Origin of the sequence: Chryseobacterium sp. 7 (assembly GCF_003663845.1) — a bacterium.
In the GTDB taxonomy this organism is placed as follows: Bacteria; Bacteroidota; Bacteroidia; order Flavobacteriales; family Weeksellaceae; genus Chryseobacterium.
This window is the reverse complement of sequence record NZ_RCCA01000001.1, coordinates 2,488,230-2,505,020: the sequence shown is the minus strand read 5'-3', so window position 1 is coordinate 2,505,020 and position 16,791 is coordinate 2,488,230. Positions and strand designations below refer to the sequence as shown.

15 protein-coding genes are annotated in these 16,791 nt (G+C 36.6%); 9 read left to right on the top strand and 6 right to left on the bottom strand.

The window, feature by feature from the left end; genetic code table 11:
- Window positions 1-63 precede the first annotated feature (63 nt).
- Window positions 64-717 (bottom strand): fructose-6-phosphate aldolase, encoded by a 654-nt coding sequence (gene fsa, locus CLU97_RS11580; protein ID WP_105703618.1) that lies wholly within the window; start codon window positions 715-717, stop codon window positions 64-66.
- 279 nt (window positions 718-996) lie between these two features.
- Between fsa and CLU97_RS11575 the strand changes: the two genes are divergently transcribed.
- On the top strand, window positions 997-1,485 hold the full coding sequence (locus CLU97_RS11575) for a YdeI/OmpD-associated family protein (protein ID WP_121488062.1): 489 nt from the start codon (window positions 997-999) through the stop codon (window positions 1,483-1,485).
- Window positions 1,486-1,553: 68 nt separating this feature from the next.
- Here the strand turns inward: CLU97_RS11575 and CLU97_RS11570 are convergent, their stop codons facing one another.
- Entirely contained in the window at window positions 1,554-2,036 is a 483-nt protein-coding gene (locus CLU97_RS11570; RefSeq protein ID WP_228437659.1) for a tetratricopeptide repeat protein, read from the bottom strand.
- A gap of 247 nt (window positions 2,037-2,283) precedes the next feature.
- Here CLU97_RS11570 and pepE point away from each other — a divergent pair, with 247 nt between their 5' ends.
- From pepE to CLU97_RS11550, 4 genes are all read left to right on the top strand, one after another.
- Window positions 2,284-2,976 carry a dipeptidase PepE gene (gene pepE, locus CLU97_RS11565; RefSeq protein ID WP_121488061.1) on the top strand — a complete coding sequence of 231 codons (693 nt, stop codon included), beginning with the start codon at window positions 2,284-2,286 and terminating at the stop codon, window positions 2,974-2,976.
- Entirely contained in the window at window positions 2,976-3,836 is an 861-nt protein-coding gene (locus CLU97_RS11560; protein WP_121488060.1) for a hypothetical protein, read from the top strand. The genes pepE and CLU97_RS11560 overlap by 1 nt, the downstream gene beginning before the upstream one ends.
- 95 nt (window positions 3,837-3,931) lie before the next feature.
- Window positions 3,932-5,305 (top strand): D-alanyl-D-alanine carboxypeptidase/D-alanyl-D-alanine-endopeptidase, encoded by a 1,374-nt coding sequence (dacB, locus tag CLU97_RS11555; protein ID WP_121488059.1) that lies wholly within the window; start codon window positions 3,932-3,934, stop codon window positions 5,303-5,305.
- A gap of 7 nt (window positions 5,306-5,312) precedes the next feature.
- On the top strand, window positions 5,313-6,500 hold the full coding sequence (locus tag CLU97_RS11550) for a sensor histidine kinase (RefSeq protein ID WP_121488058.1): 1,188 nt from the start codon (window positions 5,313-5,315) through the stop codon (window positions 6,498-6,500).
- 111 nt (window positions 6,501-6,611) lie between these two features.
- Here the strand turns inward: CLU97_RS11550 and CLU97_RS11545 are convergent, their stop codons facing one another.
- The 4 genes from CLU97_RS11545 to CLU97_RS11530 form a co-directional block, all read right to left on the bottom strand.
- On the bottom strand, window positions 6,612-8,468 hold the full coding sequence (locus tag CLU97_RS11545) for a PDZ domain-containing protein (protein WP_121488057.1): 1,857 nt from the start codon (window positions 8,466-8,468) through the stop codon (window positions 6,612-6,614).
- A 133-nt stretch (window positions 8,469-8,601) separates the two neighbouring features.
- Window positions 8,602-10,233 carry a M1 family metallopeptidase gene (locus CLU97_RS11540; protein ID WP_121488056.1) on the bottom strand — a complete coding sequence of 544 codons (1,632 nt, stop codon included), beginning with the start codon at window positions 10,231-10,233 and terminating at the stop codon, window positions 8,602-8,604.
- A 139-nt stretch (window positions 10,234-10,372) separates the two neighbouring features.
- Complete coding sequence (gene tatC, locus CLU97_RS11535; protein WP_121488055.1) at window positions 10,373-11,200, bottom strand: twin-arginine translocase subunit TatC; 828 nt, start codon at window positions 11,198-11,200, stop codon at window positions 10,373-10,375.
- Between the two features lie 135 nt (window positions 11,201-11,335).
- Entirely contained in the window at window positions 11,336-12,295 is a 960-nt protein-coding gene (locus CLU97_RS11530) for an SIS domain-containing protein (RefSeq protein ID WP_121488054.1), read from the bottom strand.
- A gap of 158 nt (window positions 12,296-12,453) precedes the next feature.
- On the opposite strand from CLU97_RS11530, the gene recQ reads away from it, so the two are divergent.
- The 4 genes from recQ (at window position 12,454) to CLU97_RS11510 (ending at window position 16,783) form a co-directional block, all read left to right on the top strand.
- Window positions 12,454-14,658: a DNA helicase RecQ gene (recQ, locus tag CLU97_RS11525; protein ID WP_121488053.1), complete on the top strand. Its 2,205-nt coding sequence runs from the start codon at window positions 12,454-12,456 to the stop codon at window positions 14,656-14,658.
- Window positions 14,659-14,857: 199 nt separating this feature from the next.
- Window positions 14,858-15,940: a glycosyltransferase gene (locus CLU97_RS11520; protein WP_121489720.1), complete on the top strand. Its 1,083-nt coding sequence runs from the start codon at window positions 14,858-14,860 to the stop codon at window positions 15,938-15,940.
- 79 nt (window positions 15,941-16,019) lie between these two features.
- On the top strand, window positions 16,020-16,364 hold the full coding sequence (locus CLU97_RS11515) for a hypothetical protein (RefSeq protein ID WP_121488052.1): 345 nt from the start codon (window positions 16,020-16,022) through the stop codon (window positions 16,362-16,364).
- Window positions 16,365-16,396: 32 nt separating this feature from the next.
- Entirely contained in the window at window positions 16,397-16,783 is a 387-nt protein-coding gene (locus tag CLU97_RS11510) for a cupin domain-containing protein (protein WP_121488051.1), read from the top strand.
- The last annotated feature ends 8 nt before the right edge of the window (window positions 16,784-16,791 follow it).

Here is a 16,791-nt window from a genome sequence, read left to right as displayed (position 1 = left end):
GATACCAAAAAAGAATCCCGAAACATTGTTCCGGGATTTTTATATCTGAATAAAAATCAGTGATTATGCTAATTTCTGAGAATCTGCAATAAACTGAGCCAGTCCGCTGTCTGTTAATGGGTGCTTCAATAAGCTCAAGATCGGAGGAAGTGGAGAGGTAATCACATCTGCTCCAATTTTAGCACAGTCGATAATGTGCATTGAGTGACGGATAGAAGCCGCTAAGATTTCAGTTTCGTACATATAGTTATCGAAAATCAATCTGATTTCCTGAATAAGGTTCAGACCGTCTGTAGAAATATCATCTAATCTTCCTAAGAATGGAGAAACGTAGTTGGCTCCTGCTTTAGCTGCTAAAAGAGCCTGTCCCGGAGAGAAAATCAATGTACAGTTCGTTTTGATTCCTTTATCAGAAAAATATTTTAAAGCTTTGATACCGTCTTTGATCATTGGGATCTTTACAACGATATTTGGGTGAATAGCAGCCAATTCGTCTCCTTCCTTAATCATTTCTTCATACGTAGTAGAAAGAACTTCCGCAGAAATATCTCCGTCTACAAGTTCGCAGATCGTTTTGTAGTGGTTTCTGATGGCTTCAGCTCCCTGAATACCTTCCTTAGCCATTAATGAAGGATTGGTAGTTACACCATCCAAAATTCCAAGATCTCTGGCTTCCTTGATTTGCTCTAAATTAGCTGTGTCAATAAAAAATTTCATTTTGATAAATAGATTTATTGTTACAAAGATAGGGAATTAATTGGGTTCTGAGATATGAATTTTGAGTTACGGAGTTCGGTTTTTTGGGTATATGTGTTATAGAGTTTGCAGGTGAGAGAGTTTGAGAGTGGGAGGATGATAGTGAGGAAAAAAATAATTTTGTATTCATCTTAAATCAAATAGTTATTTTTGCTTCTAGCTTCTAGCTTCTAGCTTCTAGCTTCTAGCTTCTAGCTTCTAGCTTCTAGCTTCTAGCTTCCAGCCTTTAAATTTATATCCATGAAAGACAATAGTTTCACAGCCACGTTGGAAATCATAGGAATCAATCCTTTTGTTTTTATTCCGGAAGAGATTCTGGAAGAGATTTTTAATGAATCAGGGAGAAATAAAAGCCCGATTGCTGTAAAAGGAACGGTGAACGGAAAAGAATTTAAACAGAACCTGATGAAATATCTCGGCGAATGGAGGCTGTATATCAATCTGACAATGTTGAAAAATTCACCAAAGAGAATCGGAGAAACGATTGAAGTGATGCTGGAATATGATGGTTCGGACAGAAGTCTTTCCATTCATCCCCAATTAGAAAAAGCCATCAAAGAAAGTGCTTTGGCTACAGAGAATTTCGAAAACCTGATTCCCTCAAGAAGAAATGAGCTGATCCGGTATATTAATAACCTGAAAACAGAATCCGGTATTGAGCGGAATATTGAGAAAATCATCCGCCACTTACATGGAGAAACAGATTTTTATGGGAAAAAGATTGAGTAGTGAAACTCATTATTCATCATTTATAATTACATAAAAAGACCGAAAATTTTTCCGGTCTTTTTTATTTACTAAGAATTTAATGCTTTACTAAGCTTTACAGCATCCTGGTTGGAAGGATCATACTGTATAGACTTGGCAATGTGCTCTTTTGCTTTATTAGGATCAGTTTGCTGTTCTGTAAAGGCAAGGTAGAAATAAGCATATGCCAGATTCTTCTTGTTTTGCTCTACTTCTTCAGGTTTTACTGTTGCAATATACTTTTCGTAAGCAATTTTTGCGTTGGCATCATCTTTTGCAGACTGGTAGGCATAAGCCTGGCTGTAATAAGACGGTGCCCAGTCTGGTAATAAAACAGATATTTTCTTCCAGGTATCAATGGCATTAGGCCAGTCTGAGGCTTCCTGATAAGCATTAGCCAATTTTGCTAATGATTCTGCATCCTTAGGATTGGCTTCAATCTGTTTCTTAAGAGCCTCAATGGTTGGATTAGTTGTTTGACTCGTTGCTGCTGCTGTTTCCGGCTGAGTGCTTTGCGCGTTTACAAAACTCATACTTCCCGCTAGTATTAAACCTAAAAATAGACTTCTACTATTAATTTTACTCATTTTCATAATCTTATATTTTAAATTCATTATCTAAAATTCAAGAATAATTCCACAAAACTATAAATTTTAGAGGCTTTAAGGTTTTTTAGAAAATATTAACGGGAAACAGTATTTTTTTAGATTAATTTTTGATTCGTTGATCTTTGAGGTTATCTTTGTGATTCATTTTTAATAATACACATAATTTAGTGGTATGAATATCATATTAGCTTCAACATCCACGCTTTTTGGTGGAGAATATCTGGAATACTTAAGAGAAGAATTAATTCAATTATATAAAGGAATTGACGAAATTGTGTTTATCCCTTTCGCAAGACCGGGCGGAATTTCTCATGATGACTATACCGCAAAAGCGCGTTCTTTCTTTGAAGCCATTAATATTAAAGTAAAAGGACTTCATGAATTTGAAGATAAAAAAGAAGCCATTCATCAGGCAAAAGGTTTCTTTACCGGAGGCGGAAACACTTTTTTATTGGTTAAAACATTACACGAAGAAGGTTTGATGTCTGTCTTAAAAGAAAATGTATCTGGAGGGAAAGCCTATCTTGGATGCAGTGCCGGAAGCAATATCGGAGGTCAGAATATGAAAACCACCAATGATATGCCGATTGTATATCCGCCAAGTTTCGACTGTATGGGATTGGTTCCTTTTAATATCAACCCACATTACCTGGATCCGAATCCGGATTTGAAGCATAACGGGGAAACCAGAGAAACCCGTATCAAAGAATTCCTTACCCAAAATGATATTAAAGTAGTTGGCCTTAGAGAAGGAAACTGGATCAGAAGAACCGGAGATTCAATAACAGTTGAAGGAAGTGAACTGACCAGGATTTTTGAAAAAGGGAAAGAGCCTTATGAAATAGAAGCAGGAAGCACGCTTTAATGAATACAGAAGAAATTAACCTTTTTGTAGAACGTAATCTGACCAATTTTTCAGTGAACAGTACCGGATGGAATGATCTGATTCGGAAATTACTGTTTGAATTTGCCATTGCAGGCTGGAATTTGGAACATCCCGTTTTTGGAAAAGAAAAGTTTGGTGAATTGAGATGCTACACCTATTCGGAGGATGAAGCACTCAATATCAGGCTTAAAAATATCAAAGACAAATATTCACAGTTATCTGTAAAAACATGTGAAATCTGTGGCAGTGAAGGAAAAATGAGAACTATAGGCTCATGGCAGACCACATTATGCCTGAACCATTTTCTGGAACAGCAGCCTGTTATTGAAATTGATGATCAACAGAATGTTAAGCTCAATAATAAGACCGTCCTGAATATTAAAAATGTGGTGAAAGCTGAGGTGGAATATGATCTTCAGAAGTTGTGTCTTTACACAGGAAAGAATGATTGGGAAGGAAAGAAATATTTTTCGTGGCAGGAGCCCAATTACTATCTGCTTTTAAAAACAATTCCATTATCACTGTTTCCGAAAGACACACAGCTGGAAATTTATATGTTGTTTCAAAGCTTGAATGACTGTGAAATCTGTGGTCATAAAGCGGTATACCAAAGAAGCTGTCTGCGCTGTCATCAGGAACCCTGGAATAATTCAGCCTATCTTATTGAAGATTACGGAGAAAAATCAAATTACATCAAAGAATGCCAGATGGATATTTTTTTAGATGAAGATGATTATGAGAAATATTTTATAGCAGACCGCTCTTTTGAAAAGATCCCTGATCATAAGATTCTTTTCAGTCCCGATGATCTCAGAGAGTATGAAAAGCTTTTATTTTAACTATATTTGATTAGAATTTAAATAAATGAAATAGATTCAGATACCAGCCAAACCTGTATTTGAAACTTGTGCATTTAGCCTCAAACAACAATGCAATGAAAAAAACACTTGCTGTTCTTGCGTTTTCTGTACAAATGGTAACAGCGCAGAATATGGCCCAAAAACTGGATAAAGCTACAAAAGATCTTATGGATTCTTCGGGAGCCATTTCTTCCGGATTATCTTTTTATGTTTCGGATGAAAACGGCAACTTTATCTATGAATATCAGGGGAACAAGGGGCTTTCCACTGCTTCTACACAGAAAATTTTTACTGCTGGTGCCGCATTGGAAACCTTAGGGAAAAATTACACTTTTACAACCACTTCAAGTTATTCCGGGAATATATCCGGAGGAACGCTGAACGGAAATCTTTTTATAAGTTCTAACGGAGATCCTACTTTGGGAAGCTGGAGATATGATGCTTATAAACCTGAAAATTTTAAAAAGAAGCTGATTGATGCGATTAAAAGTTCAGGAATAACTAAAATATCCGGTGATCTGGTGATTGATGATTCTTATTTTGATCATCAAACGATTCCTGGAGGATGGCCGTGGGATGATCTTGGAAATTATTACGGAGCCGGAGTTTGGGGAATCAACTGGAAAGAAAATCAATTTGACATCAATATCAACGGAACAGATTTTAAGAGTTTTTCTTATCCCTTGGAAGGAGTAAAATGGCTGAATGATCTGAAAACCGGTGGCAGTTCTGACCAAAGTCTTATTTTCACAGCACCTCATTCTGATGTAGCATTAATTAACGGAATGCTTCCGGCAGGAAAAACGGTAACTGTTTCAGGATCTACTCCTAATCCACCACTACAGCTGGCAGCAGAAGTAAAACAATGGCTGAAAGAATCTGGAATTGAACTTTCAGGAAAAGCAGTAACAAATTCACAGCTTGAAATAGAAGGAAAACAAGCGTTGGAGGCTCCTAAAAATAATATTATTCTCACTTATCAGTCGCCAACTCTGGATAAAATTATCTATTGGTTTCTGAGAAAAAGTGTCAATCTGTATGGGGAGACCTTAATTAAAACCTTGGGGAAAGAGAAAAAAGGAAATCCAAGTTTCAAAAGTGGAGTCGCTTACCTGAAAGAATTCTGGAAATCAAAAGGAATTAACCCTAATATGATCAATTTTGCTGACGGAAGCGGGCTTTCACCACAAAATTATGTGGCGGCAAAAGCTGAAGTACAGGCGCTGTTATATGCTAAAAAACAATCCTGGTTTGATGTCTATTATGACGGTTTCCCGGTTCAGGATAACGGGATGAAGATGAAAAGCGGAACGATGAGAGATACCAAATCTTTTGCCGGATATCACACTGCAAAAGATGGAAAAAAATATGTATTTTCGATTATTATCAACAACTATCAGGGAAGTGGGAATGCAGAGCTGCAGAAAATTCTGAATGTTTTAAAATAAAATACCTTTGAGAAAATCCATACTTACAAGGCTGAATAACTGGATCATTTTTGTGGTCATGACTACTTTGGTGATTGCCATTGTAGTGTCCTCCACATCCCTTATTAATTTTCTCAGAAAAGAGGAGATCAAAAGGATCAGTCTTCTTTCCAAAGCGATAAGAATACAGCAGGAAGTGAAAACTCCTGATACGGATGTTCTGGACCTTTTGCCGGATATCCTCAATATCAACAATACGATTCCGTTTATTGTAACGGATAAATTTAAAAACCCGATTCTCGATCTGGGATATTACAGAAATATCCCTGAAAGTACCATTAAAGATCCCGAGAAACTTCAGGATCTGATCCGGAATATGGAGAAAAATTATGATCCCATCGAGATTAAAGTGCCGGACGGAAATAACCAGTTTGTGTACTACGACAACTCTCGTATGCTGAATAATCTTCGGTATTCGCCTTATATTTTAGGATTATTTATTTTACTATACTTCGGTTTCTCTTTCTGGTTTTTCAGAACCATCAAAAAGACGGATGAAGGCTATCTTTGGGCAGGTTTGGCTAAAGAAACGGCTCACCAGATCGGAACTCCATTATCTTCTATGATTGGCTGGATAGAAATCATGAAGCTGGATAATCCGGATTCTGATGGTGTACATGAGATTGAAAGAGATATCGAAAGACTGAGAACCATCTCTGAAAGATTTTCTAAAATAGGCTCTGTTCCGGAGTTGAACGACAGAAATTTCAATGAAACTATTCAGGAAAACTATGATTATTTAAAGACCAGAATTTCGAGAAAAGTCAATTTTACTTTGAATCTTCCCAATTATACTGTTTTGGTGCCGCATAATAAAATTCTGATGAGCTGGGTAATTGAAAACCTGGTGAAAAATGCGGTAGATGCTATGAAAGGTGAAGGCGCTATTACCATGTCTGTTTTTGAAAGAAACAAAAATATCCTCATCGAAGTAAAAGACAACGGAAGCGGAATGACCAAGCAGCAGGCGAGAAATGCTTTTAATCCTGGATATTCTACCAAAAAAAGAGGCTGGGGACTGGGGTTGTCATTGGCAAGAAGAGTAATTCACGAATATCACAACGGAGATATTAAAATTTCCCAGACTGAAGTAGGAAAGGGAAGTACCTTCAGAATAACCATCAGGAAAGGAGAAAATTATTTGACTGGAAATTAGTTTTGCAAAAAAGAAACCTTATAGGTTTTTAAAACCTATAAGGTTTGAATCTAAGAGCACAGATTAATTTGAATAAAATAAAAAGCGTGGAAATTTCCACGCTTTTTCTTCTTATTTTTTACCAGTAAGCCACTGGGTCTGCAGTTTCAGCTCTTCCGGAGTCGGATTTGCTTTAAATGTTGGTGTTTCTATCGTCATTTTATCCAGAATAGCTTTTCCTTTCAGCGTCATTTTTTCTTTCTTGCCGGCATTATCTCTTAAAATAGTTACCGTAACGTCCTGTCCGTCTTTGATGGTTCTGGTGTACCCAATAAAATCCTGCACCTTTTTGATGTCTACTGTTCTGCCATCTAAAGCAAGAACCTGGTCAGTGATTTTGAATCCGATACTTTTTGCAAATGGAGACAAAGCAGAATGATCGTCAAAAGCAAAAGCATTGGTCTTTTCGTCAAAACCTGTCTGGTTCGGGTCTTTGATAAACCAGAACATAGGATGGCTTTCCTGCTTTTTAATATCTACCCCTACCATACTCAGATATTGTGCATAAGGAGTTGGCTGGTTTCCTGCAATGTACTTGTTATAGAAATCTTTCACCTGAGGATATCCGGTTACCGTTACCAGTTCGTCAATCAGTTTATCATCTTTGAAAGGTTTGTTTTCACCAAATCTCTGAGACAGCTTCCTGATCATATCACGATAGCCCATTTCTCCGTTAGACAGTTTTCTAAGTTCAATATCTAAACACATCGCCAAAAGAGCCCCTTTCTCATAAACGTTTCTGTACTGATCTTTATAAGGCTCCACCAATACATTTTTACTCATTACTGTAAACGGCATGGTATCGTCATAGCTCTTAGAGTTTGCAATTTTTTCTCCAATTCTTTCAAGGAACTGATCTTTATCAATCAAACCTTCCTGAATCTGGAAAAGATTAGCAAAATATTCCGTTCCGCCTTCGTACATCCATAAGTGCTGAGACATTTTCGGGTCTGCATAATCGAAATAATGAATCTCTTCCGAATGCGTTTTCAAAGGATTTACCGTGTGGAAGAATTCGTGGGAAACCACATCAGTAATCGTTTTGTCGATATCCTCTTTCGGCATTGCTTCCGGAAGAACCACACTGGTAGATTCGTGATGCTCCAGTGCTCCAAAACCTTTCACTCTAGGTCCGTCACCACCGGAAAGATAAAGCATGATTGCATACTTTTTATTGGTATTCATATCGCCCAAAAACTTCTTTTGAGCAATCACCATTTTTTCCAGATTTTCTTTGAAGTCTGCGGCTTTATATTTTCCTGTTGGAGAATATACACCTAGTACAAGATCCATTCCGCCTGCATTGAAGGTAATATAATCCGGTTTCGTATACATTAGCGGAGAATCTGTTACCTTCGCATAGTTGGCAAGAGTAAACGTATCCGTATTTTCAGATTTGTCCTGATCTACTAAAGCTGTTGTTCCGTAGAAATCTACTGGTTTCTGAACAACAAGCTGGTAAGGAACATCCTGCATATTATCTATATACCCGATGAATCCGTGGGTATTGATCATAAATACTTTTCCTTCCTCAATATCTGTTCCTGACGGAGAAAATACCGCTTTATGCTTTGAAGTATCCAATTCATCATCAAAACTGTCATTCACAAGATAAGAGATCTTAGAAAGTCCCTGAGCGTTTTTCAGTGAATAGGTATTGTCATTTACTTTGGTATACGTAAGTTCCTGACCTTTATTATCGTAAAATTTGATCCCTTCAATGAATCTTCCATAGTCGTCTACAGAATAAGTACCCGGAACCGTTTTGGGGAAATGAAATTTAATATCCTTGGATTTCATTTTCGGAAACTCCATGGTAACGGCTACTTTATCATCTTTTACATTGACAAGATCAATGGTTGTTTTTATAGACTGGGCATTTGCTAAAAAAGCAGCAAAAATACCGAGACTAAGTACTGTTTTTCTCATTACGTTTACATTAATAGTTAAATAGTTGCTCTTTTTGTTATTTTGTTACGAAAGAAGTATTAAACTTTTCTTAAAATTTTAAAACAAAAAGAAAAAAAGCAAATCTGCATGTCTGCAAATTTGCCTTTTTTCTTTATTTAATATTCTGATAATGAATATAATAATTAGGATTGAGCTCTACCGGAGCACTCTTTTTAAGTTTTACCGTCTGCCACTCTTCCGTAGGACTAATGGTTTGGTCACCATTGATGATAACAGGCAGTTTCAGTTTTTTTACAACATCTGTATAACGGAACTTCAGGGTATCACCATTTTGGCTGTATTCAAGCGTTGGGATTTTTATCGTTCTCAGATACTGATCAAAAACGGTTGAGAAATCGATGCCGGATTTTGAGGAAATATATTTTTCAATCTGCTGTGTGGTAACAGTCTGATGATAGAAATCTTTGCTCAGTCCCCTTAAAATCTCCCTGAATTTCTGATCATTATTAATGACCTGTCTTATCGTATGAATCATGTTGGCACCCTTTGGATACATATCTCCACTGCCTTCATTTCTTACTCCGTAATGGCCAATAATAGGAATGTCGTTATCGATTATATTTCTAAGACCTATCAGATAAGTATCAGCTGATTTTTTATCGATATATTTTTCTGTGAAAAGAACTTCAGAATACATAGTGAAGCTTTCATGAACCCACATATCTGCCTGATCTTTCGCTGTGATATTATTGGCAAACCACTCATGGCCACTTTCATGAATAATGATGTAGTCCCATTTCAAACCCACTCCGGTCCCGGAAAGATCTTTTCCTCTGTAACCGTTTTGATAGCCATTTCCGTAAGCAACATTACTTTGGTGCTCCATTCCTAAATACGGAGAATCAACAAGTTTGTAAGAATCTTCATAGAAAGGATAAGGACCAAACCAGTATTCAAAAGCAGAAAGCATAGGTTTTACCTGCTCAAACTGTTTCTTTGCTTTGTCTAAATTATAGTCAAGTACCCAGTAATCCAGATCAAGTTTGCCCTTTTCGCCATTAAAAGTATCTTTAAAATTCACATACTTACCAATATTCGGAATAATAGAGTAGGCATTGATTGGATTTTTCACTTCCCAGGTATAAGTAGTCTTATTACCCTCTGTTTTTTTGCTGGTAAGTCTTCCGTTTCCAACCCCTACAAGGTCGTTAGGTGTAATGATTTTCATCACGATACCGTTGTCTGGCTCATCACTCCATATATCTTTTGTAGGAAGCCATATAGAAGCCCCGATTCCTTCATCGGCAACGCTCATCCACGGATTTCCTTTTTCATCTTTGGTGAAAACCCAGCCTCCGTCCCAAGGAGCATTTTTGGCTATCGTAGGTTTCCCGGAATACAGAACATTGATGGTGTATTTTTCTCCTTTTTTGAATTTTTTATTCGCTGTTATCCAAATAAAGTCTCCATCCTGCTTATAATTGGCAATAGGAAAACTTCCTTCCACCTTATCTGCTTTCATAGGCTGCTGAAGGTCAATCTGGAAAACAGGATTGGTAACATCTTTGGTAATCTCAAAGCTGATAGTATTATTTCCTTTGATACTTTTCTGCTCGAAATCCGGCTCTACGGAAAGATCATATTTTTTGACATCCCAAAAATTTCTGAACTCAGTATTGGAACCTTTTAAAGTATCCTGTTTGGTGAAAGTTTTACCCTTTTCAAAGAACTGCCCGAAAACCAGTGCTGAAGCCAATAAGAGTGTATATGATAACTTTTTCATTTAAACTTTTATTAATAATCTTTTCAAAAGTATAAAATAAAATTGATAGCTGCACGAGGGAACTCAAATTAAGTGTAGACTCAGGAAGACATAAAAAAAGCCCGGCAATAACCGGGCTTTGATATAAGTTGTTGATTTGTTATTTCTGTACTGTCGGAAGATTTCCGTTATTTCTCTGTGCCTTTTTATAAGTATAACTACACATCATAATACTGAATTCATAAAGAACAAGCAATGGTAATGCAGCCATTATCATACTCAAAACGTCTGCTGGAGTAATGATTGCCGCCACTACCATGATCAAAACTATAGCATGACGACGGTAGGTCTTCATAAATGTAGGAGTAAGAATTCCGATGCTGGTAAGGAAGTAGATCAGAATAGGGAAAAGGAAAATAACTCCCATACCCAAAACAACCTGTAAAAATAAGGTGGTATAATCACTCAGGTCATAAAGCGGAACAATAATGTCTGATATTTTAAAAATAACCCCAAAATTAACCGCAAACGGAAGGATTAAAAAATAACCACACAATACTCCGGTCATGAAAAGCATCCATACCGCATTAATGATATAAATAGAATTCTTTCTCTCTTTCGGATGTAAAGCAGGACCTATAAAACGCCATAATTCCCATACAATATAAGGAAATGCAGCCACCATTCCTCCAAAAATAGAAACAGCCATCATCACATTGAATTGCTGATACAGCCTCTGTACACGAACAGGAAAATCTTTCGGAAGATGAATACTGTCTTCTCCCAAAATCATTCTTGAAAAATGATTAACCACGCGGAATGTAGGGAAATCATTTCTGGTGGGACCAAAAAAGATATGGTCCATAATCCAGTTGATATTAAAGCCCACTACGAAAGCCGCAATTATGATAGCAATAATCGAACGGATCAGATGCCCTCTTAATTCTCCTATATGCCCAAGAAAGGACATGTCTTTACCATCACTCACAGATTACAATTTTTAAAGCGCAAATTTATAAAAAAAATGACAGAAGTAAGAGTTTGCGGGATATTAGTTAAATTTTACTTTTAATCTGCAAATTATCTGTCATTTATTAATTTCTCATCTGAGGATTTTTCATTGCTAATTAATCCCTTCGTCCAGCAGCTTGTGCAGGTCTATAATCCCGAAATACTTCCCGTTTTCCGTTACCACAAGCTGTCCGATATTATTTTCTTTCAGAATTTTCATAGCTTCTTTGGCTAATGAATCCTTCTCAATTGTTCTTGGACGGGCAGACATAATGTCTTTAGCCAGAACTTTACCAATATCTTCACCTTTCATCAGCATTCTTCTTAAATCTCCGTCAGTAATCACTCCAATAATCTGGTCAGCATTTGTTACTACGGTAATTCCGTGGCTGGAACCGCTGATGGAGATAATCACATCTCTTATGGAAGCATCTTCTGTAACCTGTGGTTTTTGTGAAGAAAGGAACTGTTCTACTTTAGAAGTCAGATTTTTCCCTAAGCTTCCTCCAGGATGAAATTTTGCAAAATCATTGGCCTTGAAATCATTAAGTTCCATTAAAGCGACCGCCAAAGCATCTCCCAAAGCCATCTGAATAGTAGTAGAGCTGGTAGGTGCCAGTTTGTTCGGGCAGGCTTCCACATCCACATGTGTATCTAAAATAACCTCGGAAAACTCTCCAAGTTTACTGCTCTTATTTCCGGTCATACCAATCAAAGCAGAAGAATAGTCTTTTAAATAAGGAACCAGATTTGCAATTTCAGGAGAATTCCCGGAATTGGAGATGCACAACACAACATCCTGCTTCTGAATTACACCAAGATCTCCATGGATGGCTTCTGAAGCATGCAGAAATTGTGAAGGGGTACCCGTTGAATTTAAAGTGGCTACAATTTTATTACCTACGTGTGCAGATTTTCCTATTCCTACTACAATAAGCTTTCCTTTTGCAGAGTGAATAATCTCTACCGCCTGTGCAAATTGGTCATCAAGTCTGTTTTTTAATTTTTCGAGCTCAGAAATCTCTATTTCTAAAGTGCTTTTTGCAATTGATATAATGTTGGTTCTATCCATTTTATGATGATAAGGTATACAAAAAAGTTCTTAATAAACGTTATATTTTAAAAAGAATATTTAATATAAATTTTATTTTTTATAAATTCGTTCGCTTTTATTTTAAGCAGAATTTTTATAACTTTGGGTGAGATGCAAATTTAGCAATAGAAAATTAGATGAGCGCAAAAAAAGCCAATTTATCAGGCGAATTGAAAAAGTATTTTGGGTTTTCTACATTTAAGGGCCAGCAGGAACAAATTATAGACAACCTACTGAATGGGAAGGATATATTTGTTTTAATGCCTACAGGTGGTGGGAAATCATTATGTTATCAGCTTCCGGCACTTATTTCGGAAGGTACGGCCATAGTCGTTTCGCCCCTGATAGCATTGATGAAAAACCAGGTAGATGCGGTGAACGGTCTTTCATCTGAGGATGGGGTAGCACACGTATTGAATTCATCATTAAACAAAACGCAGACCAAACAGGTTTTTGACGATATCAAAAGCGGAAAAACCAAACTTCTGTATGTAGCTCCTGAATCATTAATTAAAGATGATTACCTGGATTTTTTGAAAGAAGTAAAAATTTCTTTCTTTGCTATCGATGAGGCCCACTGTATTTCAGAGTGGGGGCATGATTTCAGACCGGAATACAGAAATCTGAAACAGATTATAGACAAAATCGCCAATGTACCGGTGATTGCTTTAACGGCTACCGCTACTCCTAAGGTTCAGGATGATATCCAGAAAACTTTAGGAATGACGAATGCATTGGTGTTTAAGGAAAGTTTTAACCGTCCTAATCTATACTATGAAGTATGTCCTAAAGTGAATGTAGATAAGGAAATCGTTAAATTTATCAATCAGCATAAAGGAAAATCAGGAATTGTATATTGCCTGAGCAGAAGAAAAGTGGAAGAATTTGCCCAGCTTCTGCAGGTCAACGGAATCAATGCCCTTCCATATCACGCCGGTCTTGACCAGAAAGTGAGAGTGGCCAATCAGGATAAATTCCTGATGGAAGAAGTGGATGTGATTGTGGCAACTATTGCCTTCGGGATGGGAATTGATAAACCCGATGTACGTTTTGTAATCCATTATGACTTCCCGAAATCCCTGGAAAGCTATTATCAGGAAACCGGCAGAGCAGGAAGGGACGGAGGCGAAGGCCATTGTCTGGCATTCTACGATCCTAAAGATATTGAAAAACTGGAGAAATTCCTGGCACAAAAACCCGTTTCAGAAAGAGAAATCGGATTACAGCTTCTGAATGAAGTGGTAGGCTATGCTGAAACTTCAATGAGCAGAAGACAGTACATTCTGTATTACTTTGGAGAAACCTTCGATCCGGTAAATGGAGACGGAGCCAAAATGTGCGACAATTCTTCCAATCCTCCAAAATTAAAAGACGCTACGGCAGATTTGGAAAAGTCATTGGCGCTGATTAGTAATACAGGAGAAAAATTCAAATCTAAAGACTTGATTTCTGTTATCGTAGGAAAAGAAAATGCGGTGACAAAATCTTACAAACTGGAACAAAATTCTTATTTCGGGTTTGGAAAAGAAGAAAAAGACAATTACTGGAAAACGATTCTTAGACAGGCAACCGTTCAGAATTTTTTACAGAAAGATATTGAAACTTACGGCGTTTTAAAGATTACAGAAAAAGGAAGAAATGTCCTGAATGGTAAATCCAAAGAAGTATTTTTAATTGCTGAAGACAGAGAATTTGACCTTACTCAGACAAAAGCGGAGAGTGATCAGGTACAGCAGCAGGCTGGCGGAGGTTTGGATCAGAAGCTTTTCAACCTGTTAAAAGAATTGAGAAAGAAAGTAGCCAAAAAACATGGAATTCCACCCTATACGGTATTTATGGATCCAAGTTTGGAGGATATGACGGTTCAATATCCGATCACAGTAGATGAAATTACCAAAATCTATGGAGTAGGTGAAGGAAAAGCCAAAAAGTACGGTAAAGAATTCGCAGACTACATCAAAACATATGTAGAAGATAATAATATCGAACGTACTCAGGATATGGTATTGAAACAGGTGGCCAATAAATCGAGCCATAAAGTTTTTATCATCCAGAGCACTGATAAAAAGATTGATCTTGAAGATATTGCGAGAGCTAAAAACCTTTCTATGGACGAACTTCTGAAAGAAATGGAAAGGATTGTATATCAGGGAACAAAGCTTAACATTGATTATTATATTGAAGATAATTTTGACGAAGATATTGTAGACGGATTCATGGAATTCATGAACGAATCAGAAAGTGACAGTATGAAAGTACTGCTGGATGAATTCGGGGATGAACTGTCTGATGAAGAAGTAAGAATGCTGAGAATTAAATTCATCAGCGATGTAGCGAATTAAGAATAAATGTATTTTTAAATAAAGTAAGCTTTTCAACGCAAAAGCTTACTTTATTTTTATAATGTATGGAGTTACAATAAATGGTAAGATAAAATCAAATTTTAAAGCTTAGTTAATTTCTGTTAATAAGCACCAAAACAGCAATTTTCACGCTCCCAATATTTGAAATATAACCAAAGTTTTTAGTAACTTTGATATGATGAAAAAAATATCTGTCATATTTATTCTGCCGGACCTAGAGACCGGAGGAGCAGAAAGGATTGTTACTACCATAGCGAACCATCTTTCCAGAGATCGGTTTGAGCCCAAGATTTTGCTGTTACGTAAACAAGGCGGATACCTGGATTTTCTGAAAAAAGATGTCGAAATCATCGATATTAATACCGAAAGAATAAGACACTCATTACGACCTATTCTAGGTGAAATCTACAGAAGAAAACCGGATATTGTTTTTTCAGGTTTCGGAGAGGTAAATGCTTATTTATCACTATTCATAAAACTTTTTCCAAGAACAAAATTCATTGCCAGAGAGACCAATGTGGTAACACAGCATGTAACCCGTAAAGAGATTAAGTTTTTCTATAATTTTTACAATAACTATCAGAGAATCATTGCTCAGAGTGATGATATGATGCAGGATTTGGTTGATAATTTTAATATTAAAAAGAAAAAAATTGTCAAGATCAATAATCCTGTAGACTTTGATTTTATTGAACATAAAATGGCCATTTCTTTGAAGCCAGAATGTTTCAAATACAATTATAAAAATGTAGTGGCCATTGGAAATTTATCTTCCAGAAAAGGATTTGACAACTTGTTAAAAGTGTTCTCAAGACTGAAGAACGAAAATATTATCCTTCATATTTTAGGAGACGGAAAAGACAAAGACGTTTTGCTTCAAACAAAAGAGCTTTTAGGATTAAAAAAAGTTATTTTTCATGGCAGACAGGAAAACCCTTACCAATATCTGAAATATGCGGATCTGTTTGTGCTTTCTTCCAGATACGAAGGATTTCCCAACGTGCTTCTGGAAGCAGGAGCCTGCGGAACGTATTCCCTTGCCAACAACTGCCCGGGAGGAATCAATGAGATCATCCAGCACAACATAAACGGTGAAGTTGCCAATATTGAAAACTATGACAGTTTTGCCCAGCAGATTGTAAAGGTATTACAGAACAATTATAACAGAGATGCTATAAAAAACTCCATTAAATCCAGATTTTCAAAGAATATTATTTTAGATAAATACGAAAAAGTTTTATTGGATCTGATAAAACCCTGATGAGTCCATTTGCTTTATCGGATGTCAATTTCTTACCTTTGGAGCTATAAATTTTATCTGAAAACCAATTTTTTCATTCATGAATAAAATCCAGAAATTAGGATGTGCCTGTGAGAAGCCGAACTCAAATTATACGGAATATAGAAGCTCAGCATTAGGAATTGATCATACCAACGGAAGATATGGAGAAGTATCCATTCAACAGTGTAAACTGTGCCAGAGAATATGGATTCATTATTTTGTGGAATATGAAAGTTTTTCCAAATCAGGAAGATGGTACAAAGGAATTGTTTCTAAAAAAGACCGCCCCAATATAACCCCGGAAAATGCAGTGGAATATTTGGAAAGTCTTGAATGGTATGTATATGGAGGTTCTTTTTTTGAAAGTACAGGCGAATTTGGACAAGGAAAACTGAATGTATAATATGTATGTTGATTTAAATAAATATCAAATTTATGAAATCATTTATCATTGCTGTTCTGATGCTGAATTCTGTTGGAATGATGGCTCAGCAGAAGGCAATCTCCAGAAAAGAATTGTTGAAAACTGCTCTTGATCAAAAAGTAAAATCTACAGAGATTCAGGAAATAACAATGGCAGCCGGACAAGGAGCTCCGGAACATCTGCATCCCTGTCCTGTGGTAGGAATAATCAATTCCGGTGAAGTTATTTTTCAGATAGAAGGAAAGGAAAAAGTGATACTTCATGAAGGCGATGCTTTTTACGAACCTAAAAATGTGAAAATTCTCCATTTTGATAATGCTTCAGCAGAAAAACCTCTTGTCTTCACCGCTATTTACCTGAAGGAAGGCAACGAAGAAAATATTAAGTTCATAAAATAATACTTTTC